Here is a 26,894-nt window from a genome sequence, read left to right on the forward strand (position 1 = left end):
GAGCGGTATATGTCTAGTAGTGAAATTATTTATGGTGTTTTTGCTTTTGGTTGGATTATATACGCTGTAATTATTACTTGGAGGGCAAAAGAATATAAGAGATTGAGTGTAGCGTTAATATTATTCGTTTATATGATTTTGATAGCTTTTACTTCTTATTTTGATTTTTTTAGTTGGAAGGTTAAATGTTTAGTTGTATTTTCTTTATGTGTGCTTTTTATCATAGCTGGCTTTTTTGAAAAAGAGAAGTAAAGAAAAGCTGATTCAGTGTATCTCAAAAATTAAACAGGTAGTTTGATTTTGGGATACACTTTTTTATTTTAAATAATACATTCCTGCTACTATGGCAACAGTAGGAAAGTCTATGTAAGATCAATTAGCAGAATGCTAGATGTCTATAGGTTTCGGAAAGCGATTTAAGAGGAGTGATAGGATGAATGAATTCGATGAGCGATTAATATGGATGTACGGAATCATAGTAATGGCCTTTTTCGGAGTAAGGTGTATTCATTAGCTATGTTTTTCATTCCGTTTGCTGTTCTCTATGCATTGTATTTTACGCCACTATCATCAATTTCTATATTGATCCGTCTATTGATATTTGGATTATCTTTTGTAATGGTGTCCGTTATATTTTATTTCATTGAGGTAAGGTGATGGGTATTAATAGAGTCGAGGTTAAATGAAAGGCACCCAGGTGCTAGACTTGATGGAATGAAAAGGGCAAAAAAGCATTTAAAAATTCAACGACAGCGAAACTTATGAAGATTTCGAATGCAGTGGGAAGACGTTAATGAAGGGAGACTAAAAGTGTTTATAGAAATTTTAGAATTTGCTTCTATCTTGGCTTTAGTAGCTGTATTAACATTAACTGTTATGTTGCAAGATATATTTTTTATAAATATAAATAAACAATATACTGAAACACGTATTGGGACGATTATTTTTGGTATCCGTATGTTGTTCGGGGCATGGGTAATATTTGTTACGGAAACTACTATAATTGCTATATCAAAAGTGACGGCAATCCAATTGCTTATTTTGCTTATTATTTGGGCATTCTCGAAGTATGTACAAAAAAATAGTGAAAATTGGCTAATTACTATAGTTGCTTTTGTTATTTATGGTGTTGGTACTTACTTGTATATTCAGTTTGCTCTTAGAGGCTATTAATATATCACCAGAAAAATTAGTGGTTAGAAAGATTCATTTGTTAAATGTGTGTAAATGAAAAGTTACCATATGATGTAGAAGAGGATGAAGAATAAATATAGAAATGATTTGTGGAAGGAAGAGCGAACATAGGCTCTTCTTTCTTTATATATGTCACAGTGATGTAGTCGCGATGACAGATCAAAATAGAGAAGTTGTCGCAACGTATGAATATGGTGCGTGGGGTAACGTATTAAAGAGTGATACGAAAGGTATCGCAGCAGACAATCCATTTGGATATACGGGATACATGTATGATAAAGAGATTGGCATGTATTACTTAATTGCGAGATACTATAATCCAGATCATGGTGTGTTCTTATCTGTGGATCCTGATCCGGGTGATAGTGATGATCCTGTGACGCAGAATGGGTATACGTATGCAGATAATAACCCTGTAATGAAAATCGATCCTGATGGACACAAAGCGTGGAAGAAAAAAGGGAAACAGATTTGGTATGCAACGAAGGCTGGCGCGAAAGCTTGGGCTGATAGTTATCTGAGTATTGGAAAAGGGTTGGCTTTGGGCGCAGGGTATTATTATGGGTATGCTACAGGTAAACAGAATTATATAAATAAAAATAAGCCGGTCTATAACAAAGCATATGTGAATAAAGCTGCTAGAAAAGCAGGTTTAAAAGTAGGTCTCAAAGCATTTGGGGGCTTTGGATTAATAGAAGATGCTTATGTTTTTGGTTCGGCAGCATACAAAGGGTATAAAAAGGCATATAAAAACTATCGCTAAAATAATAAAAAATCCAGAAAGTGATCTTGGTGAATATGATGATGAATTTTAATAGTGTAGAGAATTTATTTTGGATACTTTTAAAGTATCCAGTACGTATAATTTTAATATGTATTGGAATAGGCTGGATTTTTAAATGTATCAAACAAGGTTACTTATTTTCAGCCGTACTTATGTTAACGATACTTACACTACTTTTTATTGTTACATTTACAGACATATTAGGGTCTGTTTTAAATGGTATTCCTCTTGCTATACAATATGGTGGTGTAGTATTTTTGGTAATACTATCATGTGTTATATTTGATTATGAATCTTCTCGTCAGTGAACTACTCACAACTTATCGTTCTTGCAGACTGTTTTCTATGTATGTGTGTTGGGATAGTCAGTGGGATTTTATAAAAGAAAAGGGGGAAGATAATTAGTAAAACGGAGATGAAAAATACATTTATTGGTATTTGTACTGAAAAAGAGACGATATAGAGTGGTAACGATTTTAGTAGTAAGTCTAATATATATAATCATAACAGCCTTTACTCCATATAGGGCGTTCTTGAGTAATAAAATTAATTTATTGATCATAATCTCTTTGATGATTATTGGCTGTTGTTTTTGAAAAAGAAAAGTAAATTCAGTGTATCTCAAAATCTAAACAAATAGTTTGATTTTGAGATACACTTTTTTATTTTAAATAAACAGCAAACCTTATGTGTGCTTCTGATGCTATGGGAAAATAACTTGTAAAATTTAGGGATGGATTGTTAACGTATGATGCCAATGGAAATCGTACATCGGATGGAAAGTACAAGTATACATGGAATGAAGATGACCAGCTTGTAGCAATTACAAAGCAAGGTGAAAGTAATGCGTTTGCAAACATTAGGTAAAAACATATTGTTGTATCAAAAACTAAAACAATAACATTATTACTCTAGGGCATCGCTCGCAGAAGGATAAACATTGGAAGAAGGTGGCATGGTGGAAATAGGAAAAGAACTTGAGATGGTATTTTTAGGGGGAGAAAAAAAGATAACCATTGCATCATTTGGATCTTTGTATCCAAATGATGATGAGTTGTATTTACGTGATTTACAACTGAATTTCTTAGCTGTATCCTCAAATAATGTCCATTATGAGTATAAAGGGCCAATGTTTTTGATGAGTGAAATAATTGGATTTGGTAAAAAACTAGAAGCATTACTACGAAAAGAAATTAAGGAAGCTGTATTGAGTGCCGATGAAGAAGAAATAGAATTTGAAGTGAAACTTAAAAGGGATCGGTTTCTAGTATGTTTTACTTTTGTTAAAAATGACTTAATTAATGAAAAGTGGGAGTATGAAACATCATTTTGGGTGGAAGCTAAAATTGTAGAAGAGGTATGTTATACAATCAAAAAAATATATGGTTAATTATTATATGTTTTTTTGAGCGGTGTTCTGATTATAGTATTTCTTAAGTTATTGATTACAAAGGCTATGAATCTAATAAAAGGATATAAGAGATTTATCACAGTGCTTGTACTGTTTATATATAAAATCTTGATAGCTTTTACACTGTATTTTGACTTTTTACAACGGTGAAAGCATCAAAAACATTAAGTACTTAGGATGATAATATGCATATTTGGACACTAACAAATTGGGAGAAATATTATAATCTAGAAGAGAAGAGTCACCGTACTGGACTACGATTAAAATTTGATACAGATGTTGATCCTGAAGTAAGAAGAGCCATTAAGGAATTTTGTAAATGGTTGCGCCAAGAATACTTTTTCCCAATTAGAGTACCTATTTATGTGAAAACTTCATATAAAATAAAGACAATGGATGGAGAGCTAGTCTATGGTACTTTCTTTGGGCCGTTTGATCGAAATGTTGAGCCGTATATTCGTATTTCGGCAGGGGATTATTATGATACGGTGCAGAAAAATGGAAAAGATAACGCTTTAGGGTACTATCTGGTTACTATTGCGCATGAGCTAACGCATTATTTCCAATGGATTAATGATATAAAACTAACGAGAATTGGATATGAGAGGCAGGCTACTGCTTATTCAGGATATATTATTGATGAGTATAAAGAAACTAGAGAGCATCCGTAAAGTAGAAACTGTATAGCTAACTGGAAGTATGAGGATTCTACATTTGTAATGAATGTTTAGTAACTCTTTGAAAAGGAGATATGTATATGAAATTTTATAACGCTGGATACCTCATAATTTCCTATGATAGGGAACTTATCTATAAAGAATGCAATATTGAGGGACTATCAAAAATGATTTTAACGATATGTAATGGGATACGGCCTACATTTCCGGATTATTGGTTTTTCCCTTGGTGTAATTCAAATAAAAATGATCCTATTGCTCAGATGATAAATGGAAGGTTGAAGATTAGTAAAGAGGAACATGAAAGTGGACAATCCTTTTTAGATACACTAATGGAAGAAGAAAAGTTCTCGTGGCCGAATACTTTTAAAAATTTAGAAGATGCGAGATTCTTTAAGCGAAATTATTTAAAAGGGATAGAAGATTTAGAGATTATTAGTTTGCATCTTTCAGAAGAGTATCGGACGGATTTTTTAATGAATGAGCGAGAAGAAAATGACTTTAAAGTTTCTATATATGACTTTCTCGAAAGTTCATTACCTGTTGATGTTGAAAACGATGAAATATTAGGATTTGATATATGTGGCTTTAGTAACAATAATTTTTATTCTTTTATTCATAACAATTTACAAGAGGATTTTGAAGCGTTTGGCAAGAAATTAAATGATTTATCACTTGTTGATAAGTATGAAGATGCAAAGTAGATTATCCATTTAATTGATGATGGGGAAATTGAGACAGAAGAGGTATTGTGGTATCCGTGGTTAATTTTGAAATGTTAAAGAAAGAGGTATGAGCATCGGATTAAAAGGGGGGCATGATAGTGCAAGATAATGTACTAGAACAATTAATAAACCGTCTTTCCGTATTATGCCCTGAAAAAGAACGTGAAATATTAGCGGTGGATTTAAATGATATATATGAGAGTAGTGAAAGATTCGAAAAATTGCTTGAAAATATTATGAAATCTCAGCAAAATAAAGACGACTTAATAGATATATTAATTGAAGTAGAGGTAGAACTAGATCACATCAATTGGCATTATAAAAGTCTGAAGAAAAAGCTGAAAGTATTAATGAAAGAATAAAAAGCACGACCTTATTTTAAAAAATAAGATCGTGCTTTATTTTAGTTCTCTTTTCCAAAAAGATGAGAAAATGTATCTTTCAAATCACTATCGTTTATTTTAATATCCGCCTTTTTTAATTCATCTTGTAATAATTTTTGACCGAAGGAAGGGTCGGCAATACGTTCTTCTTCTAAGTCTTTACGTATAGAGTCTTTCACTTTATCGTAAGGTTTTAAATCTTTTTTATCAGTTAGTTTAATAATGTGATAGCCGTTTGGTGATTTAACGGGATTGCTAATTTGTCCAACCTTTAATTTGTAGGCAGCTTTTTCAAATTCAGGTGTCATTTTGCCTGCCCCGAAGTATCCGAGGTCTCCGCCATTATCTTTTGATAATATATCTTGAGACTCTTGTTTCGCTAATTCTTCAAATGAAGTGCCGGTATCTAATTTCTTCTTTATTTCTTTCGCTTCATTTTCGTCACTTACTAAAATATGACTAGCTTTAATTTCTGGTTTATAGTGGTCTTTCACATCTTTTTCTGTAACGCTTTGTTTAATCGCTTCATTTAATGAAAGTTTGAATCTAATTTGATTTTTGAAATCTTCTTCATCTTTTAAACGATTATTTTCTAGTGTTGCTTTGAATTGTTCTCCATATTGATCTTTTGCTTTTTCTACTTCTGTATCTACTGCATCATTAGATACTTTATATTTTTTAGTAATAACATCTTGTGCTACCATTTCGTATAGCATGTCTTTTCCATATCGATCTTTCAATTGTTTTTCGAAATCGCTCTTCGCAATGGTTGAGTTTGTTGTTGTAGCGATTGTGGCCGAGTCATTTTTTTGTCCGCAAGCAGATAGCATTAATATACTTATTAGTGCAGTGATAATGAATGTATTTTTTCCTTTCATGCTAACACCTCATCCGAATATGTTATCGCTATTGTAGAATATAGAAGTGAACATGAAGTGAATTTTTAATGTTTTTTCCCTGTAAAATGTAAAAAAAGTACATCAACATTAACGTTGATGTACGATGTAATCAAAGGTGATCGGTTTTCTTAGAATATGCACGTTTTCCTTGCTGAATATTTTTTTGCTCTTGTTCATTTTTTTGAGTGCGCTTTGCATTATTGTCGCGTGCTTTTTTGTCGTTATCGCTCGTATGTGGCATATGTATCAACTCCATTTCTAAACGTTGTATGTTTATCATTTCCTTTTTCGTAAAGACTATGTATAGCAGTGCATTCATGAATACTAAAGGTGGATTAGAAATGGATTTGAAGCTGAATTATACTGAACTTATTAAGAAGTTAGTCGTTGTGATTATTGCAGGTTTATTAAATGCGATTGGGATGAATTTATTTTTAACACCAGCGAAAGTATATGCGAGTGGCTTTGCTGGATTGTCTCAATTATTATCGCAAGTATTAGGTGACTTTTTATCCATTCATATATCTACGGGTGTATTGTTTAGTTTATTTAATATTCCCGTCGTTATTTTAGCATGGAAAAAGGTTGGAAAGGCTTTTACGTTTTTTAGTTTTCTTTGTGTTATATTTATGACTTTGTTTTTAGAAATTATCCCAGTTAGAGCGGTTTCGAATGATATTATATTGAATGCGATTTTTGGTGGTATTATTTCAGCGATTGGGGTAGGAGTTGCTTTAAAGTGGGGGGCTTCTACAGGTGGCCTAGATATTATTGCCATGATTTTATCAAAGATAAAAGATAAGCCTGTCGGTACATATTTTTTCTTCTTTAATGCAATTATCATTATCGCTGCTGGCTATGTGTATGGATGGGAAAAAGCATTATATACTTTAGTCACTTTGTATATATCAACGAGAATTATTGATGCGATTCATACCCGTCATGTGAAGATTACGGCATTAATTGTTACGAAGAACGGGGCAGATGTGCGAAAAGCGATTCACTCTCGCTTAGTGAGAGGGATTACAACTATACCAGCAACAGGTGCTTATACAAATGAAAATAAAGAAATGTTAATGATTGTTATTACTCGTTACGAGCTGTACGAATTAGAGAGGGTTATTAAACAAGTGGACCCAGGTGCATTTACAAATATACTGCAAACGGTCGGAGTGTTTGGGTTATTTCGAAAAGATTAAAGAGGACCAAAGCTGGTCCTCTTTTTTAATGCGAATTCGTAATGTTTTGCAATTGCTCCTGCATTTCACGTAGCTGAACTTTTTCAGCAGTTGAAGAGTTTGCATAAGCAGAGTGCAAAGAGTTTTTTGCTCTATAAACGAGTTCCTGTTGTTCAGCACCACTTGAACAAGAAACGGCACTTGAAACAGCGTCTCTAGCTTGTTGGAATAGTAAGTTTCCCATTAAACCCCTCCAAACGAAGAGTTACTTCTCGCTTTTTCTGCCTCAGCTAATGTACCTCTGTACGGGAATCTTGCATCATGCTTCATAACAGCATCGGCTCCTTGCTGGATAAAACGTTTTGATTTGTTCTTTTTACCCATTCGAAAAACCCCCTTTATTTAGCTGAAAACAATTGACGCGCTGACTTTTGCGTCTAATAATAGTATGAGCGTTTGGCGAGAAACTATAAGCAGGGAATTTTTAGATTACAATCCAAGAACCTCTTCTAAATATAGAGCGATACCATCTTCTTCATTCGTTAATGTCGTATGATTTGCGAGTGATTTTAATTCAGGAATTGCATTACCCATTGCGATTCCATGACCAGCAAATTCGATCATTTCAAAGTCGTTATCCTCATCACCAAAAGCGATAATTCGCTCTTTAGGAATATTATAATGGCCTGAAATTTTTTGTAATCCGACAGCTTTATTTAATCCGCTTTTTACAATTTCAATAATTGGCCAAGGTGCACCCCATTTTCTATGGTCGATGACTTCAGCATGCATATCTGTTAAATGTTGGCGAATTGCAGCAGAGTGCTCGTCATGTGCATCGATTAATAAGCAAGTTGGATGGTCGTTTAAAGTATTTAATAAATCTCCTGTGAAAATCTTCGGAGAACCGAATTCAAAAATATGTTTTTTATCTTCATCAATTTCACGGACATACACATCATCGATGACTTCAGCATAGACATTTTTCACGCCGAAATCAAAGCAAGCTCGGACGATTTCTTGCGCTGTTGAAAGTTCAAGAGGAGAGTGATGTGTTCCCCAACTTGAATCAAGAGGGTGATGCACGTAAGCTCCATTAAAGTTTACGATTGGTGTGTTAAGGCTAAGTTCTTTATAATAATCGTAACTAGCGCGGAATGGGCGCCCTGTTGAAATAACGACAATATGTCCTTGTTCTTTTGCTTTTGCAATTGTGTTTTTCGTTCTTGGAGAAATTATTTTATTGTCTGTTAATAAAGTTCCGTCTAAGTCTAATGCGATTAAATGTTGTTTATTCATAATTTCACCTCTTATAATAATTTTTTTATTTCTATCTGTATTTCCGTTTTTAATATGCAGAAATAAGAGGTTAGACTGGGTGAAACTACTGTAGATGAAAGTTTCACTATATATCCATCTTACGTCGCGAAGCGCTGTGGTGTCTACTATTTCTCATTGGAAATCAGGAAAAAGTCAATATCTTTTTAGAAAGTTCAAACAATGTTTCTTTCATTATGTACAAATTGTGAAAAGGGTTACATTGTTTGGATGATGCGACTTATAATGAACATGTAATCTTCTCGTATATGTTTGACTCTCCTTTGGAACTGGCCTAAACTTAGGTTGGTTTCTTTTTTTTCAACAAATATACCAATAATTCCTGCTTAGGCTTGTGTAATTATATATATGTACATGGATAAACGGTAGTACTGTTTCCTAAACATGACAGAAAAGCTTTCTTTTAAAATGGATATACTAATGAGGCAAGACGTCATGGAAGGAGAATGGAAATGGGACAAAATCGCAGGTTTCGCTCAGGGCAAAAGGCGCCAAATGATGGCATTTACGTAGAAATTGGTGAAACGGGAAGTATGGTGAAAGATCCACAAATGGTGAAATTAACTGCCGGGGAAAGGTTTCCAGAGAACGCAAATCATAACCGTCAGTGGACATATAAAAGAAAACCGTAACAGAAGCCGCAATCGTTATTGCGGCTTTTTTGATTAGGAAAATGAATGTTACTTTTTTCTTTTTCCAATAATAAGTTGGAACTACATAAGCAAAATTATTGTATAAAAAAGTCAGTTGGCGTATAATCAAATCAAAGGTCAAAGAAAGTCAAACATTTGGAGGGCTGTAAAGATGGACTTAAATCAAATGACAACGAAAACACAGGAAGCGATTATGAGTGCTCAATCTTTAGCGGTATCTCATCATCATCAAGAAGTAGATACTGTTCATCTATTGCTTACGTTATTAGAGCAGCAAGACGGATTAACAGTACGTATTTTTCAAAAAATGAATGTCGATATAGAAGCGTTAAAGCAAGGCGCCGAAAGTTTAATTAAGAAAAAGCCTTCTGTAACTGGAAGCGGGGCAGAGGCAGGGAAATTATATGTAACAGGTGCTTTGCAACAACTGCTTGTAAGAGCAGGAAAAGAAGCCGAGAAATTGCAAGATGACTACATTTCAGTCGAACATGTACTGATTGCTTTTTCTGAAGAAAAAGGCAATATAAATCAATTATTCACAAAATTTCATATTACGAAAGATAATTTATTACAGTCTTTAATGACAGTTCGGGGGAATCAAAGAGTGACTAGTCAAAATCCAGAAGCAACTTATGAAGCGTTAGAAAAATATGGCCGTGATTTAGTGGCTGAAGTAAGAGCGGGGAAAATTGATCCTGTAATTGGCCGAGATAGTGAAATTCGCCGCGTGATCCGCATTCTTTCACGCAAAACGAAAAATAACCCTGTTTTAATCGGAGAGCCAGGTGTTGGTAAAACAGCAATTGTTGAAGGATTAGCACAGCGTATTGTGAAAAAAGATGTCCCAGAAGGATTAAAAGATCGAACAATTTTCGCTTTAGATATGAGTGCACTTGTGGCCGGAGCGAAATTCCGCGGTGAGTTTGAAGAGCGCCTGCAAGCTGTATTAAATGAAATTAAAAAGAGTGAAGGTCGCATTTTATTATTCATTGATGAACTTCATACAATCGTCGGCGCTGGTAAAACAGAAGGAGCGATGGATGCAGGAAATATGTTAAAACCGATGCTAGCGCGTGGTGAACTGCATTGTATCGGGGCGACGACATTAGATGAATACCGTAAATATATTGAGAAAGATCCAGCATTAGAAAGACGTTTCCAACAAGTATTAGCAGAAGAGCCAACTGTTGAGGATACAATTTCCATTTTACGTGGTTTAAAAGAGCGTTTTGAAATTTATCACGGTGTAAATATTCATGACCGCGCGATTGTAGCAGCATCTGTTTTATCAGATCGATATATTTCAGATCGTTTTTTGCCCGATAAAGCAATTGATCTTGTTGATGAAGCTTGTGCAACAATTCGAACAGAAATTGATTCTATGCCAACAGAATTAGATGAAGTAACGCGCCGCATTATGCAGCTGGAAATTGAAGAAGCTGCTCTTGGGAAAGAAAAGGACTTAGGTAGTCAAGAGCGCCTAAAAACATTGCAACGTGAATTATCGGATTTAAAAGAAGTTGCAAGTAGTATGAGAGCGAAATGGGAGAAAGAAAAAGAAGACATTCATAAAGTGCGTGACTTACGTGAACATTTAGAGCGCTTGCGCCGTGAGTTAGAAGAAGCAGAAGGAAATTACGATTTAAATAAAGCAGCTGAGCTTCGCCATGGGAAAATTCCAGCTATCGAAAAAGAGTTAAAAGAAGCGGAAGAGATGGGTGCACATAATAAACAAGAGAATCGTTTATTACGCGAGGAAGTAAGTGAAGAAGAAATTGCAGACATTGTTTCAAGGTGGACTGGTATTCCTGTCGCAAAACTCGTTGAAGGTGAACGGGAGAAATTATTACGTCTTGAACAAATTTTATCAGAGCGTGTTATCGGTCAAGAGGAAGCGGTAAGCCTTGTATCAGACGCAGTTCTTCGTGCTCGCGCTGGCATTAAAGATCCGAATCGTCCAATCGGTTCATTCATTTTCTTAGGCCCTACAGGTGTTGGTAAAACTGAGCTTGCAAAAACGTTAGCACAAACATTATTTGACAGTGAAGAGCAAATGATTCGTATCGATATGTCTGAGTATATGGAGAAACACGCAGTGTCACGCTTAATTGGTGCGCCTCCTGGATATGTTGGATATGAAGAAGGCGGACAATTAACAGAAGCAGTAAGACGTAAACCGTATTCTGTTATTTTGTTAGATGAAATCGAAAAAGCACATCCAGAAGTATTCAACATTTTATTACAAATGTTAGACGATGGACGCATTACAGATTCACAAGGACGTACAGTAGACTTTAAAAACACAGTTATTATTATGACTTCAAATATTGGATCGGCTCACTTATTAGAAGGGCTAGAAGAAGATGGTTCTATTAAAGAAGAGTCAAGAGAACTTGTAATGGGACAATTAAGAGGACATTTCCGACCAGAATTCTTAAACCGTGTCGATGAAATTATTTTATTTAAACCTCTTACAAGGAATGAAATTAAAGGTATTGTTGATAAGATTGTACAAGAATTACAAGGGCGTTTAGCAGATCGCCACATATCATTAGAATTGACGGAATCTGCAAAAGAATTTGTTGTAGAAGCTGGATTCGATCCGATGTACGGAGCTCGTCCGTTAAAACGATACGTACAGCGTCAAGTTGAAACGAAATTAGCGAGAGAATTAATTGCAGGAACGATTACTGATAATAGCCACGTAGTGGTCGATGTTGAAAATAACGAATTAGTCGTTCATGTAAAGTAAAAAAAGAGTTCGGATAAAATCCGGACTCTTTTTAGTGTTGTTCTACTGGCTCGTTTGGAATCGCAGCTGCAATCGCTAATACTAATACCGCAAGAACAACTGAGAAAATAGACGCTTGGTTAAAATCGTATGTACCGCCAGTCATAGAGCCGATTACGTAGCTCATCATATGTACAAGCGCGAACGACCAAATTAATGCCCAAATGAAACGCATATTTTACACCTCTATTCGTTCAATCTGTCCTTATTGTAACACAATTGAAAAAAGAATATAGAAAAATATTTGTAGATTTTTCAACGCAAATTTGCATTCTGTTCATACATTATAAAAGAGTACTTTTATACGTTTAGAAAATAAGGCGGGGGAAAAATGAGTATTACAGAACGTTTTTTTTACTTAGAAAAAGAACCATGTGTAATTTATTTACCGGAAAAGCCAAATGGATTTTCTGTTATGCTCCTAGGAGATTATAACTATTTTATTGAGAATGGTACAAGTTTATGGACACAGCATGCAGGGAGAGCTTATTTTTTACAGGGCCTTATTGAAAAAGGTTACACAGTCTTTTCGTCTAACTTATACGGAAGGCATTGGGGGAACGACCGAGCTGTTCGTCTAGCAAAACGTTTGTATGATGTCGTTCTAAGAAAAGAGACATTGAATACGAAAATGCACATTATGGCAGATGGTATGGGAGCACTTGTAGCACTGGAGATGATGAACAAGTACCCTGAATGTATACGTTCGGTCGTTATGTTAAATCCGTGTTTAGATTTACCAGAATATGTGGAGTTTGAGAAAGAGCATAAGTTTTTTTACAAAAGATTAGTGAAGGAATTAAGTTTGGCGTATGATTCCAAAGAAGAAGAATTAGAATCAAAAATAAATAAGAAATCATTTGCGTTTCTTCCGTCTTGTGTACCTGTTAAAATTTTCGTATCAACACAAGAAAAAAGAGGAAGAAAACAATTGTTACGTAAATACGAGAAAATGAGGCAATTAAATCAATGTGATACTTCTGTTTTATTCCATCTGCAAGATGTGAAATATAAAATGGTTAGACAAACGACTGATTTCTTTAAAAAATATGAAGAAGAATTGTGAAGCTCCCATATACATAAATGAGGAGCTATTTGTTTCAAGGGGAAAGGGTTGGTGGTATGAAACGCGTGCTGATTATAGGTGCACTTACGTTTGTAGGTTATCACCTTGTAAATAAAATGATTGCAGAAGAAATAGAAGTGTATGGTCTTGATTTTGATGAATTTGATAGTATGACAAAAATTAATGAAGAGAAATTATTGTTGATTGGGCGAAATGCGTTATTTACGTACTATTCTATAAGGGATGAAGACGGATGGCGATCGGTAGAGGAAGAGAGTTTCGATACAGTTTATTTTTGTTTGTATGAGCCGAATCAGCAAAGTGGATTTCGGAATGAAAGGGTCATATTACAATATTTAAAACGAATCGTAAGGATGTGTGAAAAAAATAACGTAAAGTTAAATCTAATTTCTTCTATTGAAATAGGAAGCACTGAAGAATCCGAAAACAAACGTCTATTTTCGAAGGTGGAAGAAGGGTTGAAAAAAGGCGAATTACAATATAGTGCATATCGAGTTCCTACATTATATGGGCCGTGGCAACCGTCGTTTATGATGTATCATCAGCTTATTTTATCAGAACTTGATGAAAAAGAGTGCCGTTGTATAAATGGAGAAATAGGAAGCGATTTACTTTACGTTGAAGATGTATGTGAATATTTATGGGAACATGGAATGAATGTAAAGCACCTCGGTGTATATAATTTACTTAGCGGAAAAGAAGAGTTATGGGAAAAAGGTATGACCTTGCTGCATGCAGATGATAAAGTAAATAAAAAAAATGTGGAAGTAAAAGATGAAGCTGTAGAGGTTATTTCTATTCAAAAAAATACACCAGTAGAATTCGGTTTAAATAAACAATTGGCACATATGAAAAAATATAAAGAGTTATACGAAGGGTAGCGCACGTGTTAAACTATTGTATGGATAATTGATTGAAAAGCTTTAATGGAGAGGAAGAGATTACATGAACGAAAAAAGTATGCAATTTTTACAAATCGCAATGAAACATTTACCAGAAGCTAAGGCAATTTTAGATTCTAATGGAATTGCGCTTGATATGGAGAAAGCACAGCCGGTGTTAGAGCTATTGATGAAAGTAATGGGCGAAGCATATGAGCTTGGGAAAGCGGATAAAGAATAAAACTGAAAAACAAAACCTTCTTTTTGGGAGGGGAGAGGGGCTCGAGCCGTGGATAGAAGCGGTTGGGGCTTTTTTTAGTCTCGAGCGGGGTAAGGGTAAGTGTATGGAATAATTTGTATTTTGAAAGAGCAGGAATTTTTCTGTTTCTTTTAATGAAAAATAAAGTTATTAATACGCTGTCCTATTTTTTAGTTGAAATATATTCTAGACAAAAGTACATTTATGTTTTAAAATTAGTACCAAGTCATAATAATTGATATAAAACGGAGGGCTGCAATGTGAACGTGGGCATTTTAGGGATCGGAAGATATGTGCCAGAAAAAGTAGTCACAAATCACGATTTAGAGAAAATCGTAGATACATCTGATGAATGGATTCGTACGAGAACGGGAATTGCAGAAAGACGCATTGCCGATGATACAATAGATACTTCATATATGGCGGTAGAGGCTTCTAAAAAGGCACTTGAAGATGCCGGGATTAGCGGAGAGGATATCGATCTTATTTTAGTGGCAACAGTAACGCCCGATCGCGCATTCCCAGCAGTAGCTTGTGTAATCCAAGAAGCAATTGGCGCAAAACACGCAGCCGCAATGGATTTAAGTGCAGCATGTGCTGGCTTTATGTACGGAATGATTACAGCACAGCAATTTATTCAAACGGGAACTTATAAAAATGTATTAGTAGTTGGTAGTGACAAACTATCTAAAATTGTAGACTGGAACGATCGAAATACAGCCGTACTATTTGGGGACGGAGCAGGTGCTATCGTAATGGGAGCTGTTTCGGAAGGAAAAGGTGTACTTTCCTTTGAATTAGGAGCGGATGGAAGTGGCGGTAAGCATCTTTATCAAGACGAGTATGTTATGATGAACGGCAGAGAAGTCTTTAAATTTGCTGTTCGCCAACTTGGTGATTCCTGTCTTCGCGTGTTAGAAAAAGCAGGACTTACGAAAGAGGATGTGGACTTCTTAGTACCACATCAAGCGAATATTCGTATTATGGAATCTGCAAGAGAAAGATTAAATTTACCGAAAGAAAAAATGAGTATGACAATTGAAAAGTTCGGTAATACATCGGCTTCTTCAATTCCAATTGCAATGGTAGAGGAATTGCAAAATGGACGTATTCAAGACGGTGATTTAATTATACTAGTCGGTTTTGGCGGCGGGTTAACATGGGGAGCAGTAGCTCTTCGTTGGGGTAAATAAGGACTGAGAGAAAAAAAGGAGTGTATTTTGTATGGAAAAAAAGAGGGTCGTAATTACAGGGCTAGGAGCTGTTACACCGATCGGAACAGATGTTGAAACAGCTTGGGAAAACATTAAAAACGGTGTATCCGGAATCGGACGACTTACAAGAATAGATTCAGAACAAATTCCTGCAAAAGTAGCAGCAGAAATTAACGACTTTGAAGTCGAAAAATATATAGATAAAAAAGAAGCGCGCCGTATGGACCGCTTTACGCAATATGCAGTAGCAGCAGCGAAAATGGCAGTAGCAGATGCGAAGCTTGAAATTACAGAAGAAAATGCACCACGCATTGGTGTATGGGTTGGTTCTGGTATTGGTGGTATGGAAACATACGAAGAACAATTTAAGATTTTTACTGAAAAAGGTCCGCGCCGCGTGAGCCCATTCTTCGTACCAATGATGATTCCAGATATGGCAGCAGGTCAAGTGTCAATCGCTACAGGAGCGAAAGGAATTAATACTTGCTCTGTAACAGCTTGTGCATCTGGAGCAAACTCAATTGGTGATGCGTTTAAAGTAATTCAGCGCGGTGATGCTGATGCGATGATAACAGGCGGAGCAGAAGCGCCGTTAACAAGCATGGCATTCGCTGGGTTTAGTTCAGCGAAAGCATTAACATTCAATGAAGATCCAGCAACGGCTTGCCGCCCATTTGATAAAAACCGTAGTGGTTTCGTAATGGGTGAAGGATCAGGAATTCTTATTCTTGAAGAATTAGAGCACGCATTAGCACGTGGTGCTCACATTTATGCGGAAATTGCTGGTTATGGTGCAACTGGTGATGCGTTCCATATTACAATGCCTGCTCCTGGCGGTGAAGGCGGAGTTCGTGCGATGCGTCAAGCTTTAGCTGATGCAGGTCTAGAGCCAGAAGATATTGATTACATTAATGCACATGGTACAAGTACAGATGCAAATGAAAAGTATGAAACGATGGCAATTAAAGAAACTTTCGGTGAGCATGCATATAAAGTAGCGATTAGCTCAACGAAATCAATGACAGGTCATTTATTAGGAGCAGCTGGTGCTGTTGAAGCGATCTTCTCTATTAAATCAATTACAGACGGAGTAATTCCTCCGACGATTAACTATGAAACACCAGATCCAGAATGTGATTTAGATTACGTACCAAATACAGCGAGACATCAAGAAGTGCGGGCTGTATTAAGTAATTCATTAGGATTCGGTGGTCATAACGCAGTATTAGTATTTAAAGCATATAAGTAATATGTACAATAAGGTGTCTTTTCGTAAAGTACTACGAAAAGACACCTTATTTATTTTTTATCACCTTTACGTTCCTTTCTTTTTTTGCATATACATAAGAAAAGGAGGGATGAAGGGTGGGGGTTGTTGAAACGGCAGAATGGTTACATCTGTATTATGGACGCCCAGAAAAGCTTTGTGAGAAATTTACAAAGTATATTCCATTGCCAAAAGAGAGGCTGTATCGTTTTTTAATCTCTAAAGGTATGTATCGCCCAGTAATGCGGGGGGAGCAGGAAATTAAAGAGTTAGAGAAGAAAGAAATTTGGAAAGAACTTAGCATGGAGTATGAAAAATTGAAAAGTTGGCTAAAAGGTCCAGATGTCCCTATCTTTATTTTATTATCAGATTCATATAATCGAACGGTACAAGAGGAATATAACGGGAAGGCTGGTTTATCTATGCGTCACGTTATTTTCTTATTCGTATGTGGACGTAATTCAGTAGAGGAACTAAAAGCTTTATTAACGCATGAATACCACCATATATGTAGATTACATCAAATTGAGACGAAGGAAACAGAGTATACATTACTTGATACGATGATTATGGAAGGGTTAGCTGAGCAAGCTGTGTATGAAAGGTATACAGAAAAAAGATGTGCACCATGGACTACTTATATTTCAAAAGAAGATGCTATTTATTATTGGAGAAATTCAATACAAGAACGAATAGATGTAAAGAGAGGTACGAGGGAGCATGATGTTTTATTAAATGGACTGCACTCGTACCCAAAAATGCTTGGCTATGCACTTGGATTTCATATTGTGAAAGATTGTGTAGCATTTGAAGGAGAAAATACACTGTCTTTATTATCTATAGATGCGAAAGAAATATTGAATAAAGCAAATACATTTCATGTTTCATAAAAAAAACAGGAGCGTTACCTCCTGTTTTTTTTATATTATAGAAGAAAAAATAATAATTAGAATATATTTCCTTAAGTGGAATAAAGTTAAGCAAAAATGAACATAATGATTGGTACAAACAGTAGTGAAGTGAGGGGTAGTGAATGTTATATCTACATGATGTATGGGTAAATTGGTTTGAAGGTGAAGAGAATGGGTATAACGTTTGTCATTTTTACGAATGGCGGAAAGATGATACGATTGAGCTATTAGATCAAGTGCCATTATTAAAAGTAGATGCCACATTATATCATTACATCGAGAACGAATTATTAGAGCTTCCGCAAAAATTATTGGAAGACGTATATCATAAGGCTTATATTCGTAAAAATCACGAACGTTTGCAACAAGAATATTGTTTTGTAGTTACAGATGGAAAAGGAATTATTGCGATTGATTCAATCGGCTATAATGTGCCAATTAGAAAAAGTAGGCTTATACCTCGTCAAGAGCAGATGGTATATGAGATGGTAGAAAGTGTGCAAGCAGAAAAGTATGAGTTCCAAGTAGAAGAGATTGAAAAAGAACATCATATTTTATCACCATCACCGTTCATTATGAATGGCCTAACTCGTAAAGAAAGACAGCTAAAACAATTATTATTTATGGCGTTAGATCAATTACATACAACGAAAAATCCAGCTGAAATTCGCTATTGGTTCACAGAGTGGGATCCATCAGCGTATGGAATGGTCCAACATATGGAGTTTGAAGATGTTTGGGCTAAACTTTATGATGAAGCGAAAACTGGATGGTCTGAGAAGCACGAGCAATTATGTGAGCGGCTTGTAAAAGGACAGCCGTTTTTTGAAAAGTTATGGGAAATGGAAAATGAGCAGAAGGTAAATTAAAAAAAACCGCCAATTGGCGGTTTTTTTTATGGAGGTGGCAAGAATATTCGGTGGCTTTGCGCCTTCCTGCGAGGCAAAAAGCGCCTCTACGTCAGGAGCTCCATCCTCCTCACATTCTGAACGAGCCGCTTCCGCTTTATGTGGAATCTAGCTCCGGCTCCTAGCCCTTCGCGTCTAAGAACCTTCCCCACGAGAAGGTAAAAAGCACCTTCTGTGGGGAAGAACCTTATCCGTCAGGGCTAAGCAGTCGCCTCCGCTTTATAAATAAATCTAGCTCCAGCGGCAAGAATGTTCGGTGGCTTCGCGCCTTCCTGCGAGGCAAAAAGCGCCTCTACGTCAGGAGCTCCATCCTCCTCACATTCTGAACGAGCCGCTTCCGCTTTATATAGTAATCCAGCTCCGGCGGCAAGCTCTTCGTGTCTAAGAACCTTCCGCATAAGAAGACAAAAAGCGTCTTCTATGCGAAAGAACCTTAGCCAGTCAGAGCTGAACGAGCCGCCTCCGCTTTATATGTTACCTACGTTTTCTGCTTAGTCCCATTGCGTTTTCTACTTTGCGTAGTTGTTTGAATGCAACGCGGTTTGCTTTTTCGGCACCTTTGTCTAGAATTTCGTCTAGTTCTGGGGAGTTGATTAGTTCGTTATATTTGTCTTGGATTGGACGAATTGCTTCTACGACTACTTGTGCTAGGTCACCTTTGAAGTCGCCGTATCCTTTTCCTTCGTACATTGCTTCTATTTCTTCTACTGTTTTTCCTGAGAATGAAGAGTAAATTGTTAATAAGTTAGAGATTCCAGGTTTATTCTCTTTATCAAATTTAACGATGCCTTCAGAGTCAGTTACGGCACTTTTTATTTTCTTTTCGATTGTTTTTGGCTCATCAAGCATACTGATCATTGATTTTGGATTTGGATCAGATTTACTCATTTTTTTCGTAGGTTCTGTTAATGACATAACGCGAGCTCCTACTTTTGGAATACGAATTTCAGGAACTGTGAACACTTCACGGAAGCGTTTGTTGAAACGCTCTGCTAGATCACGTGTTAATTCCATATGTTGCTTTTGGTCATCACCAACAGGCACGATTTCTGTGTTGTAAAGTAAAATATCAGCAGCCATTAATGGTGGATATGTAAGTAATCCAGCTGGAACTGAATCTCTTCCTGAAGCTTTGTCTTTATATTGTGTCATACGTTCTAATTCTCCAACGTAAGCAACGGATTGCATAATCCATCCTAGTTGAGCGTGTGCTGGTACTTCTGATTGTACAAATAAAGTAGCTTTTTCAGGATCGATGCCGCATGCAACGTATAGCGCAGCAAGACTGCGGATGTTTTTGCGAAGCCCTACAGGGTCTTGAGGTACTGTAATCGCATGTTGGTTTACAATACAGAAATAACAGTCGTGTTCGTTTTGAAGCTCTGTAAATTGCTTCATAGCTCCTAAATAGTTTCCAAGTGTAATTGTTCCGCTTGGCTGAATACCAGAAAAGATAACTGACATAAGTAATTCCTCCTAAAATTGAATGTGCGATGGGGAAGAGAAGGCATACAAAAAAGCCCATTCATCCCAAATTACATAGGGACGAATGGACCGCGGTACCACCCTAATTATTTCACAGCTGTGAAATCTCTCAAGATCCATAATAACGTCTGGATATAACGCCAAAGCCTACTACTTTCGGTTCGGTTTGGTGCTCAAAAGCCCATTCCATACTGTACAATTACTTGTTCACACCACCCACAAGCTCTCTGAAATTGCCCCAATATGTACTCTTCTTTATCATCGCATACATATAAATTTATTGTTAACTGAGCCCTTTTAATATGAAAGAACTAAAGTTTTATAACAAAATGTTTTGCTGATTATTATATCATATGGAGCAGTGTTTGCAAACTACATCAAAATAGTAAAGCTAATGAGGATCGAGAACAACCCAAGTACGATACCGGTAATACAAATCGGATACGTCCATTTGAATGAATATGTTTTATAAATACGTTCTTTCTTATCGATAGGTTCCTCTGCTTCTTCAATTAAAGAGTCAATTTTTTTATTCGTACCAAATACTCTTTGGAATGCGTAAATTGTTACGTTAAAAAATCCATTTTGAAATATGAATAAAAAACCACCTATAAGAATAAAAATCAATGCAATATAGAATGAGATGTTGACAAAATTCAACAAAAACTGAGATGAAACGAGGAATGCGCCCACACTAGAAGCGATTATCGCAACCAAAAATAGTATACAAGTATGAAAAAAAACGTTATTCAAAATATTCCCCTCCGTCAAAATATTACTAGAATTATTATACTATAAAAGCTATAATAAGTAATATAAATAATTTTTTGAAAATTATACGCAATTGTGGTTCTAATTTCAAGATGATGGTAGCAATGTTAACCTATCCCTTTACGAAAAATTAAAAATATAAACATTTTATTAAAAATTTTAACAAAAAAACAAAAAACTATATTCACAATCGTCATATTATATGTATAATGAAAATTGTAGAAACTTGGAGATTATTCTTTCAATTCTGTTTTTCTACAAGTGAGGGTACAGGAAGTGCAATTAGGGGAGGCAATACAACATGAAGAAAAAGATACCGCTATTGCTTGCATCGACGTTGACAGTAAGTGTGCTAGGAGCCTGTAGTTATCAAAAAGATGATAATAAGGCAAGCGCGAAAGGATCCAGTACTTCAAATAAGCAAGTATTGAATCTAACAGAAACTGCTGAGATACCAACAATGGATACGACGTTATCAACGGATGCAGCATCTTCTAACATCATGAATAACACAATGGAAGGATTGTATCGTCTGGGGAAAGACGATAAACTTGTTCCGGGAGTCGCTAAATCTTATGAGAAATCAGAAGATGGTAAAAAGTATGTATTTAAATTACGTGAAGATGCGAAATGGTCGAATGGTGAACCTGTAACAGCTAAAGACTTCGTTTATTCTTGGAGAAGAGCTATAGATTCAAATACGGGTGCCAAGTTTGCTTACATACTATTTGATGTTAAAAATGCGGAGAAAATTAACAAAAAAGAGTTACCAGTTGAAGAACTTGGTGTAAAGGCCATTGATGATCACACATTTGAAGTGGAATTAGACAACCCTGTTCCTTATTTTGTAAGTTTAACAGTCTATCCAACATTTTATCCTTTGAATGAGAAGTTTGTAAAAGAACAAGGAGATAAATTCGGATTAGAATCCAATACGACACTTTATAATGGTCCATTCATATTAAATGAATGGAAGCATGAACAAAGTTTCCAACTTAAGAAAAATCCAACGTATTGGGAAAATAAAGAAGTAAAACTTGAGGAAATAAACTTCAATATTGTTAAGGATCGTTCAACTGCTATAAATTTATATGAAACGAAAGCGATTGATCGTGTCGTATTAACATCAGAGTTTGTAGACAAATACAAATCAGATGCTGACTTTAAAACGATTAAGAGACCATCTACACAATTTATTCGCTTAAATGAAAAGAATAAATTTTTAGCAAATAAAAATATCCGAAAAGCAATTGCAATGTCCTTTGAACGTGAAAATATCGGAAAAGTGATCTTAAACGATGGTTCAGAGGGGATATATGGTTTTGTTCCGAAAGGCTTAGCAAAAGGTCCGAATGGAAAAGACTTCCGTGAAGAAAACGGAAAGCTTATAAAAGAGGATATTAAAGAAGCACAAAAATATTGGGAAGCTGGTAAAAAAGAACTTGGTGTAGACAAAGTAGAGTTAGAGTTATTAAACTTTGATACTGATGATGCCAAAAAAATTGGAGAGTATTTAAAGGGACAATTCGAAAAGAACTTACCAGGTTTAACAGTTTCAACAAAAATGCAGCCATTTGCACAAAAGTTAAAACTTGAAGCAAGTGGAGATTATGCGATGTCATATGCGGGATGGAGTCCAGATTATATGGATCCAATGTCATTCCTTGAAATGTATACAACAGGTAATTCACAAAATAAAGTGAATTACGCAAACCCAGCTTATGATGAACTAATTAAGAAAGCCAAAACAGAAGTAGATGTACAAGCTCGTTGGGATGCTCTATTAAAAGCAGAACAACAACTGCTTGAAGATGCAGCGATTGCTCCAGTATATCAACCTGGAAAGGCATATTTACAACGTAGTTCAATTACAGGCCTATTAGAACATAAATACGGCGGAGAATTTAGCTATAAGTGGGTTGAACTCAAAAACTAAAAATGGTTTCCATCATGAATAAGGGTATATGCCTATGATGGGCATGTGCTCTTATTTTAAAAAAATAAAAGTAAGAATATTTCAAACTATCTTATTGCTTTTGAGAAAAACGGGGAGGTGCTTGACTATGGGACGTTATGTATTAAAACGTTTCGTGTACATGGCTTTGACATTATTTTTAATTACTACACTGACTTTCTTTTTGATGAAATTACTACCGGGTTCTCCGCTTAAAAACCAGGAGAAGCTATCACCGGCACAAAAAGAAATCATTCTTGAAAAATATGGTTTAAATGATCCAGTACCAGTTCAATATGCACGTTACTTAGGTAACTTAGCGCAAGGTGATTTAGGGGTATCATTCCAATATGATAACCGCCCAGTAACAGACATGATTGTGGATCGCATTGGACCATCAGCACAACTTGGTTTACAAGCGATTATATTAGGAACATTTATCGGTTTACTTTTAGGAATTGTTGCGGCACTTCGTAATAATACATGGGTCGATTATAGTGCAACAGTTATTTCGGTACTCGGGATGTCGGTACCATCGTTCGTATTCGCCGCATTACTACAATATTTCGTAGGGGTAAAACTTGGCTGGTTCCCAGTAGCGTTCTGGAAAGGACCAGAGTTTACAGTAATGCCTACAATTGCATTATCGATGGGAGTTATCGCAACAATCGCACGTTTCTCTCGTGCAGAATTAATTGAAGTTATGCAGTCTGATTATATTTTAACAGCGAAAGCAAAAGGAATTAGTCAAGGCGTTATCATTGTCAAACACGCACTTCGTAACGCGTTAATTCCAGTTGTAACAATTTTAGGACCAATGGTTGCTGCATTAATTACAGGAACACTTGTTATCGAGCAAATTTATGCTGTACCAGGACTTGGGGAACAGTTCGTTAAATCTATTACAGTGAATGACTATACAGTTATTATGGGAACTACAATTTTCTATAGTGCGATCTTCATCTTAGTTATTTTCATTGTCGATATTTTATACGGAATTATTGATCCTCGTATTCGTTTAGCGGGAGGGAAAAAATGATGAAAGATGTACAAAAATTATCTCCAGATTTATTTCAACAAGCCAATCAAAATAATGTTGATAATGAAGTCATTGCCCGTCCAAGCTTAACGTTTTGGCAAGATGTACGAAGACGCTTGTTCCAACATAAAGGCGCGATGTTGGGTTTTGTATTATTGAGCATTATTGTACTACTAGCAATTTTTGGACCGATGGTAAGTAAACATTCTTATAAAGAGCAGGATTTAGGTCGTGCGAAAATGCCACCGAAAATTCCAGTGATTGAAAATATTCATTGGTTACCATTTGACGGCACAGATCAATATGGTGTTGACCAATATGCAAAACGTGATATTAAAGAGTACTTCTGGTTTGGTACAGATGATCTTGGTCGTGACTTGTGGACAAGAACATGGGAAGGTACACGCGTATCATTATATATCGCTCTTTTAGCAGCAGCAATTGACCTAGTAATTGGGGTTGCATACGGGGGTATTTCAGCATTCTACGGCGGTAGAGTAGATAATATTATGCAACGTATTATGGAGATTATTAATGGTATTCCATACTTAATCATCGTTATTTTAATGGTAATCATTATGGGATCTGGTATTTGGTCAATCACACTCGCAATGGCGATTACAGGTTGGATAGGGATGTCGCGGATTGTTCGTGGACAAATCCTAAAATTAAAAAACCAAGAATATGTATTAGCATCTCGTACATTAGGTGCAACAAATACACAATTAATTGTGAAACACTTAATTCCAAACGTTATGGGACCAATTATCGTAATGACAATGTTTACAATTCCATCAGCGGTGTTTGGTGAGGCATTCTTAAGCTTCATCGGTTTAGGAATTCAGCCACCATTCGCATCACTTGGTTCTCTTGTAAATGATGGATATAAATCAATTCAAACGTATCCACACATGATGTTCATCCCTGCGGTTGTCATCAGTATGTTAATTCTAGCATTCAACTTAATGGCAGATGGATTACGCGATGCGTTAGATCCGAAAATGCGTAAGTAAACGAGGAGGGAGAAGTAAAAATGAAAACATTGTTAGAGGTAAAAGATTTACAAGTCTCCTTTGATACACATGCAGGTGAAGTACAAGCAGTGCGCGGAGTTACTTTTGATTTGAAAAAAGGGGAAACATTAGCGATTGTAGGAGAGTCTGGTTCTGGGAAATCAGTTACTTCTAAAGCGCTAATGGGATTAATCCCGAATCCTCCAGGCCGTATTAAAAATGGAGAGATTGTATTTGACGGTCGTGATTTAACGAAATTAACGGAAAAAGAAATGCAGCAAGTACGCGGTAAAGATATTGCGATGATTTTCCAAGATCCAATGACATCGTTAAATCCAACGATGACAATTGGTAATCAGATTATGGAAGGTCTTATTAAACACCAAGGGATGAGTAAAGCGGATGCACGTAAAGTCGCTTTAGAATTAATTGACCTTGTAGGTATTCCAAATCCAGAAGCTCGTTTAAAACAATATCCTCACCAATTCTCAGGTGGTATGAGACAGCGTGTAGTTATTGCTATGGCGTTAGCTTGTAATCCGAAATTATTAATTGCCGATGAGCCGACAACGGCTCTAGACGTTACAATTCAGGCGCAAATTTTAGAGCTTATGAAGGACATTCAGCAAAAAACAGAAGCAGCAATCATTTTCATTACGCATGACTTAGGTGTAGTGGCAAACGTTGCAGACCGAGTTGCGGTTATGTACGCTGGTAAAGTTGTTGAAATTGGAACTGTTGATGAAATTTTCTACAATCCACAACATCCATACACATGGGGCTTAATCGCATCTATGCCAAGCTTAGATGGTTCAGAGGACGAGCTATATGCGATTCCAGGAACGCCTCCAGACTTATTAAAACCGCCAAAGGGTGATGCTTTTGCACCACGTAACCCACAGGCACTGAAAATTGATTTTGAAATGGAACCACCTTTATTTAAAGTAAGTGATACACATTATGCGGCAACTTGGTTACTTCATGAGCAAGCGCCAGAAGTAAAACCACCAGCAGTTGTTGAAAAACGTATTCTTCAAATGAAAGCAGGTGAACAACATGACTAAACAACGTGAGAAATTAATTGAAGTAAAAAATGTGAAACAACACTTTGATGTGAGTGGTGGTGTTGTTAAAGCAGTTAATGATATTTCATTTGATATTTACCGCGGTGAAACATTTGGACTTGTAGGAGAATCTGGTTGTGGTAAGTCAACAACTGGAAGAACGATCATTCGTTTATACGATGCAACTGCCGGTGAAGTGTTGTTCGATGGTGAAAATGTACATGGGAAAAAATCACGCGCAGAACTTAAGAAGTTCAACCGTAAAATGCAAATGATTTTCCAAGATCCATATGCATCATTAAATCCTCGTATGACAGTAGGGGATATTATCGCAGAAGGTATTGATATTCACGGACTAGCAAAAGGTAAAAAAGAGCGTATGGACCGTGTTCACGAGCTGTTAAATACAGTTGGTTTAAATAAAGAGCACGCGAATCGTTTCCCGCATGAATTCTCAGGCGGACAACGTCAACGTATCGGTATCGCTCGTGCGCTAGCTGTAGAACCTGAATTTATCATTGCTGATGAACCAATCTCAGCACTTGACGTATCGATTCAGGCGCAAGTTGTAAACTTACTGAAACAGTTACAAAGAGAAAAAGGTTTAACATACTTATTCATCGCCCATGATTTATCGATGGTAAAATACATTAGTGATCGCATTGGTGTAATGTACCGTGGTCAAATCGTTGAGCTGACAACAAGTGAAGAGTTATATGCGAATCCAATGCATCCATATACAAAATCACTACTATCAGCAATTCCACTTCCAGATCCAGATTATGAGCGCAATCGTAAACGTATCGTATACGACCCATCGCAGCATGATTATGGTAGTGAAGTGCCAACAATGCGCGAAATTCGCCCAGGACATTTTGTATTATGTTCTGAAGCAGAGTATAAGAAATATAAAGAAATCTATCAATAAAAAAGTAGAGCCATTCTTCTATTACAGAAGGATGGCTCTATTTTTTTATACTAGTTAAACTTAAGTTAGTATAAAGCGAT

At 36.1% G+C, this 26,894-nt stretch carries 29 protein-coding genes, 4 pseudogenes and 1 other annotated feature; of the genes and pseudogenes, 24 read left to right on the top strand and 9 right to left on the bottom strand.

Annotated features, from left to right (window positions below; genetic code table 11):
* The first annotated feature begins 9 nt into the window (after positions 1 to 9).
* The 8 genes and pseudogenes from EXW56_RS05875 (at position 10) to EXW56_RS05905 (ending at position 5,153) form a co-directional block, all read left to right on the top strand.
* Positions 10 to 252, top strand: a complete 243-nt coding sequence (locus EXW56_RS05875; RefSeq protein ID WP_002201393.1) for a hypothetical protein — start codon at positions 10 to 12, stop codon at positions 250 to 252.
* Between the two features lie 558 nt (positions 253 to 810).
* Complete coding sequence (locus EXW56_RS05880; protein ID WP_002201392.1) at positions 811 to 1,173, top strand: hypothetical protein; 363 nt, start codon at positions 811 to 813, stop codon at positions 1,171 to 1,173.
* A gap of 154 nt (positions 1,174 to 1,327) precedes the next feature.
* Positions 1,328 to 1,957 (top strand): annotated as a pseudogene (locus EXW56_RS05885) (RHS repeat-associated core domain-containing protein); the annotation flags it as partial.
* 738 nt (positions 1,958 to 2,695) lie between these two features.
* A pseudogene (locus EXW56_RS27835) lies at positions 2,696 to 2,842 on the top strand (RHS repeat-associated core domain-containing protein); the annotation flags it as partial.
* Positions 2,843 to 2,918: 76 nt separating this feature from the next.
* The gene (locus EXW56_RS05890; RefSeq protein WP_215597300.1) at positions 2,919 to 3,368 is read left to right on the top strand and encodes a hypothetical protein; all 450 of its coding nucleotides are present in this window, start codon (positions 2,919 to 2,921) and stop codon (positions 3,366 to 3,368) included.
* 206 nt (positions 3,369 to 3,574) lie between these two features.
* Positions 3,575 to 4,060 (top strand): hypothetical protein, encoded by a 486-nt coding sequence (locus EXW56_RS05895; protein ID WP_215597301.1) that lies wholly within the window; start codon positions 3,575 to 3,577, stop codon positions 4,058 to 4,060.
* A gap of 86 nt (positions 4,061 to 4,146) precedes the next feature.
* Positions 4,147 to 4,848: pseudogene (locus EXW56_RS05900) on the top strand (hypothetical protein).
* A gap of 41 nt (positions 4,849 to 4,889) precedes the next feature.
* Positions 4,890 to 5,153 (top strand): hypothetical protein, encoded by a 264-nt coding sequence (locus EXW56_RS05905; RefSeq protein ID WP_215597302.1) that lies wholly within the window; start codon positions 4,890 to 4,892, stop codon positions 5,151 to 5,153.
* A gap of 41 nt (positions 5,154 to 5,194) precedes the next feature.
* Here the strand turns inward: EXW56_RS05905 and prsA are convergent, their stop codons facing one another.
* Positions 5,195 to 6,052, bottom strand: a complete 858-nt coding sequence (gene prsA, locus EXW56_RS05910) for a peptidylprolyl isomerase PrsA (protein ID WP_215597303.1) — start codon at positions 6,050 to 6,052, stop codon at positions 5,195 to 5,197.
* 130 nt (positions 6,053 to 6,182) lie between these two features.
* Entirely contained in the window at positions 6,183 to 6,314 is a 132-nt protein-coding gene (locus tag EXW56_RS05915; protein WP_001120851.1) for a DUF3941 domain-containing protein, read from the bottom strand.
* 100 nt (positions 6,315 to 6,414) lie between these two features.
* Between EXW56_RS05915 and EXW56_RS05920 the strand changes: the two genes are divergently transcribed.
* Positions 6,415 to 7,272, top strand: coding sequence for a YitT family protein (locus tag EXW56_RS05920; RefSeq protein WP_002201384.1), 858 nt, complete (start codon positions 6,415 to 6,417; stop codon positions 7,270 to 7,272).
* Between the two features lie 25 nt (positions 7,273 to 7,297).
* Here EXW56_RS05920 and EXW56_RS05925 read toward each other — a convergent pair whose 3' ends face one another.
* The 3 genes from EXW56_RS05925 to EXW56_RS05935 all read right to left on the bottom strand — a co-directional run bounded on the left by EXW56_RS05925 (position 7,298) and on the right by EXW56_RS05935 (position 8,550).
* On the bottom strand, positions 7,298 to 7,495 hold the full coding sequence (locus EXW56_RS05925; RefSeq protein ID WP_002011309.1) for a DUF3813 domain-containing protein: 198 nt from the start codon (positions 7,493 to 7,495) through the stop codon (positions 7,298 to 7,300).
* Positions 7,495 to 7,635 (bottom strand): hypothetical protein, encoded by a 141-nt coding sequence (locus tag EXW56_RS05930; protein ID WP_000516816.1) that lies wholly within the window; start codon positions 7,633 to 7,635, stop codon positions 7,495 to 7,497. The genes EXW56_RS05925 and EXW56_RS05930 overlap by 1 nt, the downstream gene beginning before the upstream one ends.
* Before the next feature lie 105 nt (positions 7,636 to 7,740).
* Positions 7,741 to 8,550 (bottom strand): Cof-type HAD-IIB family hydrolase, encoded by an 810-nt coding sequence (locus EXW56_RS05935; protein WP_002201383.1) that lies wholly within the window; start codon positions 8,548 to 8,550, stop codon positions 7,741 to 7,743.
* 491 nt (positions 8,551 to 9,041) lie between these two features.
* Here EXW56_RS05935 and EXW56_RS05940 point away from each other — a divergent pair, with 491 nt between their 5' ends.
* The gene (locus tag EXW56_RS05940) at positions 9,042 to 9,221 is read left to right on the top strand and encodes a YjzC family protein (protein WP_002117000.1); all 180 of its coding nucleotides are present in this window, start codon (positions 9,042 to 9,044) and stop codon (positions 9,219 to 9,221) included.
* A 172-nt stretch (positions 9,222 to 9,393) separates the two neighbouring features.
* On the top strand, positions 9,394 to 11,994 hold the full coding sequence (gene clpB / locus EXW56_RS05945) for an ATP-dependent chaperone ClpB (protein WP_215597304.1): 2,601 nt from the start codon (positions 9,394 to 9,396) through the stop codon (positions 11,992 to 11,994).
* A gap of 31 nt (positions 11,995 to 12,025) precedes the next feature.
* On the opposite strand, the gene EXW56_RS05950 is transcribed toward clpB, so the two are convergent.
* Positions 12,026 to 12,208 (bottom strand): YjzD family protein, encoded by a 183-nt coding sequence (locus tag EXW56_RS05950; RefSeq protein ID WP_001211111.1) that lies wholly within the window; start codon positions 12,206 to 12,208, stop codon positions 12,026 to 12,028.
* Between the two features lie 156 nt (positions 12,209 to 12,364).
* Here EXW56_RS05950 and EXW56_RS05955 point away from each other — a divergent pair, with 156 nt between their 5' ends.
* The 7 genes from EXW56_RS05955 to EXW56_RS05985 all read left to right on the top strand — a co-directional run bounded on the left by EXW56_RS05955 (position 12,365) and on the right by EXW56_RS05985 (position 18,521).
* Positions 12,365 to 13,099: a lipase family protein gene (locus tag EXW56_RS05955; protein WP_215558141.1), complete on the top strand. Its 735-nt coding sequence runs from the start codon at positions 12,365 to 12,367 to the stop codon at positions 13,097 to 13,099.
* A 29-nt stretch (positions 13,100 to 13,128) separates the two neighbouring features.
* Positions 13,129 to 14,001: an NAD-dependent epimerase/dehydratase family protein gene (locus EXW56_RS05960; protein WP_002202777.1), complete on the top strand. Its 873-nt coding sequence runs from the start codon at positions 13,129 to 13,131 to the stop codon at positions 13,999 to 14,001.
* Between the two features lie 64 nt (positions 14,002 to 14,065).
* Positions 14,066 to 14,242, top strand: coding sequence for a ComZ family protein (locus EXW56_RS05965; RefSeq protein ID WP_002011319.1), 177 nt, complete (start codon positions 14,066 to 14,068; stop codon positions 14,240 to 14,242).
* A 278-nt stretch (positions 14,243 to 14,520) separates the two neighbouring features.
* Positions 14,521 to 15,453, top strand: a complete 933-nt coding sequence (gene fabH / locus EXW56_RS05970; protein WP_001100550.1) for a beta-ketoacyl-ACP synthase III — start codon at positions 14,521 to 14,523, stop codon at positions 15,451 to 15,453.
* Positions 15,454 to 15,484: 31 nt separating this feature from the next.
* Positions 15,485 to 16,723: a beta-ketoacyl-ACP synthase II gene (gene fabF / locus EXW56_RS05975; RefSeq protein WP_002011323.1), complete on the top strand. Its 1,239-nt coding sequence runs from the start codon at positions 15,485 to 15,487 to the stop codon at positions 16,721 to 16,723.
* A 116-nt stretch (positions 16,724 to 16,839) separates the two neighbouring features.
* The gene (locus tag EXW56_RS05980) at positions 16,840 to 17,631 is read left to right on the top strand and encodes a DUF2268 domain-containing putative Zn-dependent protease (protein WP_002149838.1); all 792 of its coding nucleotides are present in this window, start codon (positions 16,840 to 16,842) and stop codon (positions 17,629 to 17,631) included.
* A gap of 143 nt (positions 17,632 to 17,774) precedes the next feature.
* Positions 17,775 to 18,521 carry a YjbA family protein gene (locus EXW56_RS05985; RefSeq protein ID WP_002011326.1) on the top strand — a complete coding sequence of 249 codons (747 nt, stop codon included), beginning with the start codon at positions 17,775 to 17,777 and terminating at the stop codon, positions 18,519 to 18,521.
* A gap of 239 nt (positions 18,522 to 18,760) precedes the next feature.
* Here the strand turns inward: EXW56_RS05985 and EXW56_RS05990 are convergent, their stop codons facing one another.
* From EXW56_RS05990 to EXW56_RS06000, 3 genes are all read right to left on the bottom strand, one after another.
* Positions 18,761 to 18,958 (bottom strand): hypothetical protein, encoded by a 198-nt coding sequence (locus EXW56_RS05990; RefSeq protein WP_002201380.1) that lies wholly within the window; start codon positions 18,956 to 18,958, stop codon positions 18,761 to 18,763.
* Between the two features lie 76 nt (positions 18,959 to 19,034).
* The gene (gene trpS / locus EXW56_RS05995; protein WP_002201379.1) at positions 19,035 to 20,024 is read right to left on the bottom strand and encodes a tryptophan--tRNA ligase; all 990 of its coding nucleotides are present in this window, start codon (positions 20,022 to 20,024) and stop codon (positions 19,035 to 19,037) included.
* Between the two features lie 74 nt (positions 20,025 to 20,098).
* Positions 20,099 to 20,316, bottom strand: a binding site (T-box leader).
* Positions 20,317 to 20,417: 101 nt separating this feature from the next.
* Positions 20,418 to 20,798: a DUF3899 domain-containing protein gene (locus EXW56_RS06000; protein WP_002166149.1), complete on the bottom strand. Its 381-nt coding sequence runs from the start codon at positions 20,796 to 20,798 to the stop codon at positions 20,418 to 20,420.
* Positions 20,799 to 20,908: 110 nt separating this feature from the next.
* On the opposite strand from EXW56_RS06000, the pseudogene EXW56_RS27930 reads away from it, so the two are divergent.
* The 6 genes and pseudogenes from EXW56_RS27930 to EXW56_RS06025 all read left to right on the top strand — a co-directional run bounded on the left by EXW56_RS27930 (position 20,909) and on the right by EXW56_RS06025 (position 26,814).
* Positions 20,909 to 21,121: pseudogene (locus tag EXW56_RS27930) on the top strand (hypothetical protein).
* A complete protein-coding gene (locus tag EXW56_RS06005) occupies positions 21,118 to 22,752 on the top strand; it encodes a peptide ABC transporter substrate-binding protein (protein ID WP_002166148.1) in 1,635 nt (544 codons plus the stop codon). Before EXW56_RS27930 ends, EXW56_RS06005 begins: the two are co-directional and overlap by 4 nt.
* Before the next feature lie 127 nt (positions 22,753 to 22,879).
* Positions 22,880 to 23,809 carry an oligopeptide ABC transporter permease gene (opp3b, locus tag EXW56_RS06010; RefSeq protein WP_000534171.1) on the top strand — a complete coding sequence of 310 codons (930 nt, stop codon included), beginning with the start codon at positions 22,880 to 22,882 and terminating at the stop codon, positions 23,807 to 23,809.
* The gene (gene opp3C / locus EXW56_RS06015) at positions 23,806 to 24,822 is read left to right on the top strand and encodes an oligopeptide ABC transporter permease (RefSeq protein ID WP_016104176.1); all 1,017 of its coding nucleotides are present in this window, start codon (positions 23,806 to 23,808) and stop codon (positions 24,820 to 24,822) included. The genes opp3b and opp3C overlap by 4 nt, the downstream gene beginning before the upstream one ends.
* 20 nt (positions 24,823 to 24,842) lie before the next feature.
* The gene (locus EXW56_RS06020; RefSeq protein ID WP_002125928.1) at positions 24,843 to 25,886 is read left to right on the top strand and encodes an ABC transporter ATP-binding protein; all 1,044 of its coding nucleotides are present in this window, start codon (positions 24,843 to 24,845) and stop codon (positions 25,884 to 25,886) included.
* Entirely contained in the window at positions 25,879 to 26,814 is a 936-nt protein-coding gene (locus EXW56_RS06025) for an ABC transporter ATP-binding protein (protein ID WP_002125930.1), read from the top strand. Before EXW56_RS06020 ends, EXW56_RS06025 begins: the two co-directional genes overlap by 8 nt.
* Positions 26,815 to 26,894: the final 80 nt, after the last annotated feature.

The sequence above is a fragment of the Bacillus mycoides genome, assembly GCF_018742245.1.
GTDB classification, from domain to species: domain Bacteria; phylum Bacillota; class Bacilli; order Bacillales; family Bacillaceae_G; genus Bacillus_A; species Bacillus_A cereus_U.

Excerpts from the sequence above, each read along its gene's own strand:
- EXW56_RS05965 (WP_002011319.1), top strand. The coding sequence starts at position 14,066 with ATGAACGAAAAAAGTATGCAATTTTTACAAATCGCAATGAAACATTTA.
- trpS (WP_002201379.1), bottom strand. The coding sequence starts at position 20,024 with ATGTCAGTTATCTTTTCTGGTATTCAGCCAAGCGGAACAATTACACTT.
- EXW56_RS05940 (WP_002117000.1), top strand. The coding sequence starts at position 9,042 with ATGGGACAAAATCGCAGGTTTCGCTCAGGGCAAAAGGCGCCAAATGAT.
- EXW56_RS06025 (WP_002125930.1), top strand. The coding sequence starts at position 25,879 with ATGACTAAACAACGTGAGAAATTAATTGAAGTAAAAAATGTGAAACAA.
- opp3C (WP_016104176.1), top strand. The coding sequence starts at position 23,806 with ATGATGAAAGATGTACAAAAATTATCTCCAGATTTATTTCAACAAGCC.
- EXW56_RS06005 (WP_002166148.1), top strand. The coding sequence starts at position 21,118 with ATGAAGAAAAAGATACCGCTATTGCTTGCATCGACGTTGACAGTAAGT.
- EXW56_RS05990 (WP_002201380.1), bottom strand. The coding sequence starts at position 18,958 with ATGCGGAAGGTTCTTAGACACGAAGAGCTTGCCGCCGGAGCTGGATTA.
- prsA (WP_215597303.1), bottom strand. The coding sequence starts at position 6,052 with ATGAAAGGAAAAAATACATTCATTATCACTGCACTAATAAGTATATTA.
- opp3b (WP_000534171.1), top strand. The coding sequence starts at position 22,880 with ATGGGACGTTATGTATTAAAACGTTTCGTGTACATGGCTTTGACATTA.
- EXW56_RS05920 (WP_002201384.1), top strand. The coding sequence starts at position 6,415 with ATGGATTTGAAGCTGAATTATACTGAACTTATTAAGAAGTTAGTCGTT.
- EXW56_RS05955 (WP_215558141.1), top strand. The coding sequence starts at position 12,365 with ATGAGTATTACAGAACGTTTTTTTTACTTAGAAAAAGAACCATGTGTA.
- EXW56_RS05935 (WP_002201383.1), bottom strand. The coding sequence starts at position 8,550 with ATGAATAAACAACATTTAATCGCATTAGACTTAGACGGAACTTTATTA.
- fabF (WP_002011323.1), top strand. The coding sequence starts at position 15,485 with ATGGAAAAAAAGAGGGTCGTAATTACAGGGCTAGGAGCTGTTACACCG.
- EXW56_RS05985 (WP_002011326.1), top strand. The coding sequence starts at position 17,775 with ATGTTATATCTACATGATGTATGGGTAAATTGGTTTGAAGGTGAAGAG.
- EXW56_RS05925 (WP_002011309.1), bottom strand. The coding sequence starts at position 7,495 with ATGGGAAACTTACTATTCCAACAAGCTAGAGACGCTGTTTCAAGTGCC.
- EXW56_RS05930 (WP_000516816.1), bottom strand. The coding sequence starts at position 7,635 with ATGGGTAAAAAGAACAAATCAAAACGTTTTATCCAGCAAGGAGCCGAT.
- EXW56_RS05875 (WP_002201393.1), top strand. The coding sequence starts at position 10 with ATGTCTAGTAGTGAAATTATTTATGGTGTTTTTGCTTTTGGTTGGATT.
- EXW56_RS05915 (WP_001120851.1), bottom strand. The coding sequence starts at position 6,314 with ATGCCACATACGAGCGATAACGACAAAAAAGCACGCGACAATAATGCA.
- EXW56_RS06020 (WP_002125928.1), top strand. The coding sequence starts at position 24,843 with ATGAAAACATTGTTAGAGGTAAAAGATTTACAAGTCTCCTTTGATACA.
- EXW56_RS05950 (WP_001211111.1), bottom strand. The coding sequence starts at position 12,208 with ATGCGTTTCATTTGGGCATTAATTTGGTCGTTCGCGCTTGTACATATG.
- clpB (WP_215597304.1), top strand. The coding sequence starts at position 9,394 with ATGGACTTAAATCAAATGACAACGAAAACACAGGAAGCGATTATGAGT.
- EXW56_RS05895 (WP_215597301.1), top strand. The coding sequence starts at position 3,575 with ATGCATATTTGGACACTAACAAATTGGGAGAAATATTATAATCTAGAA.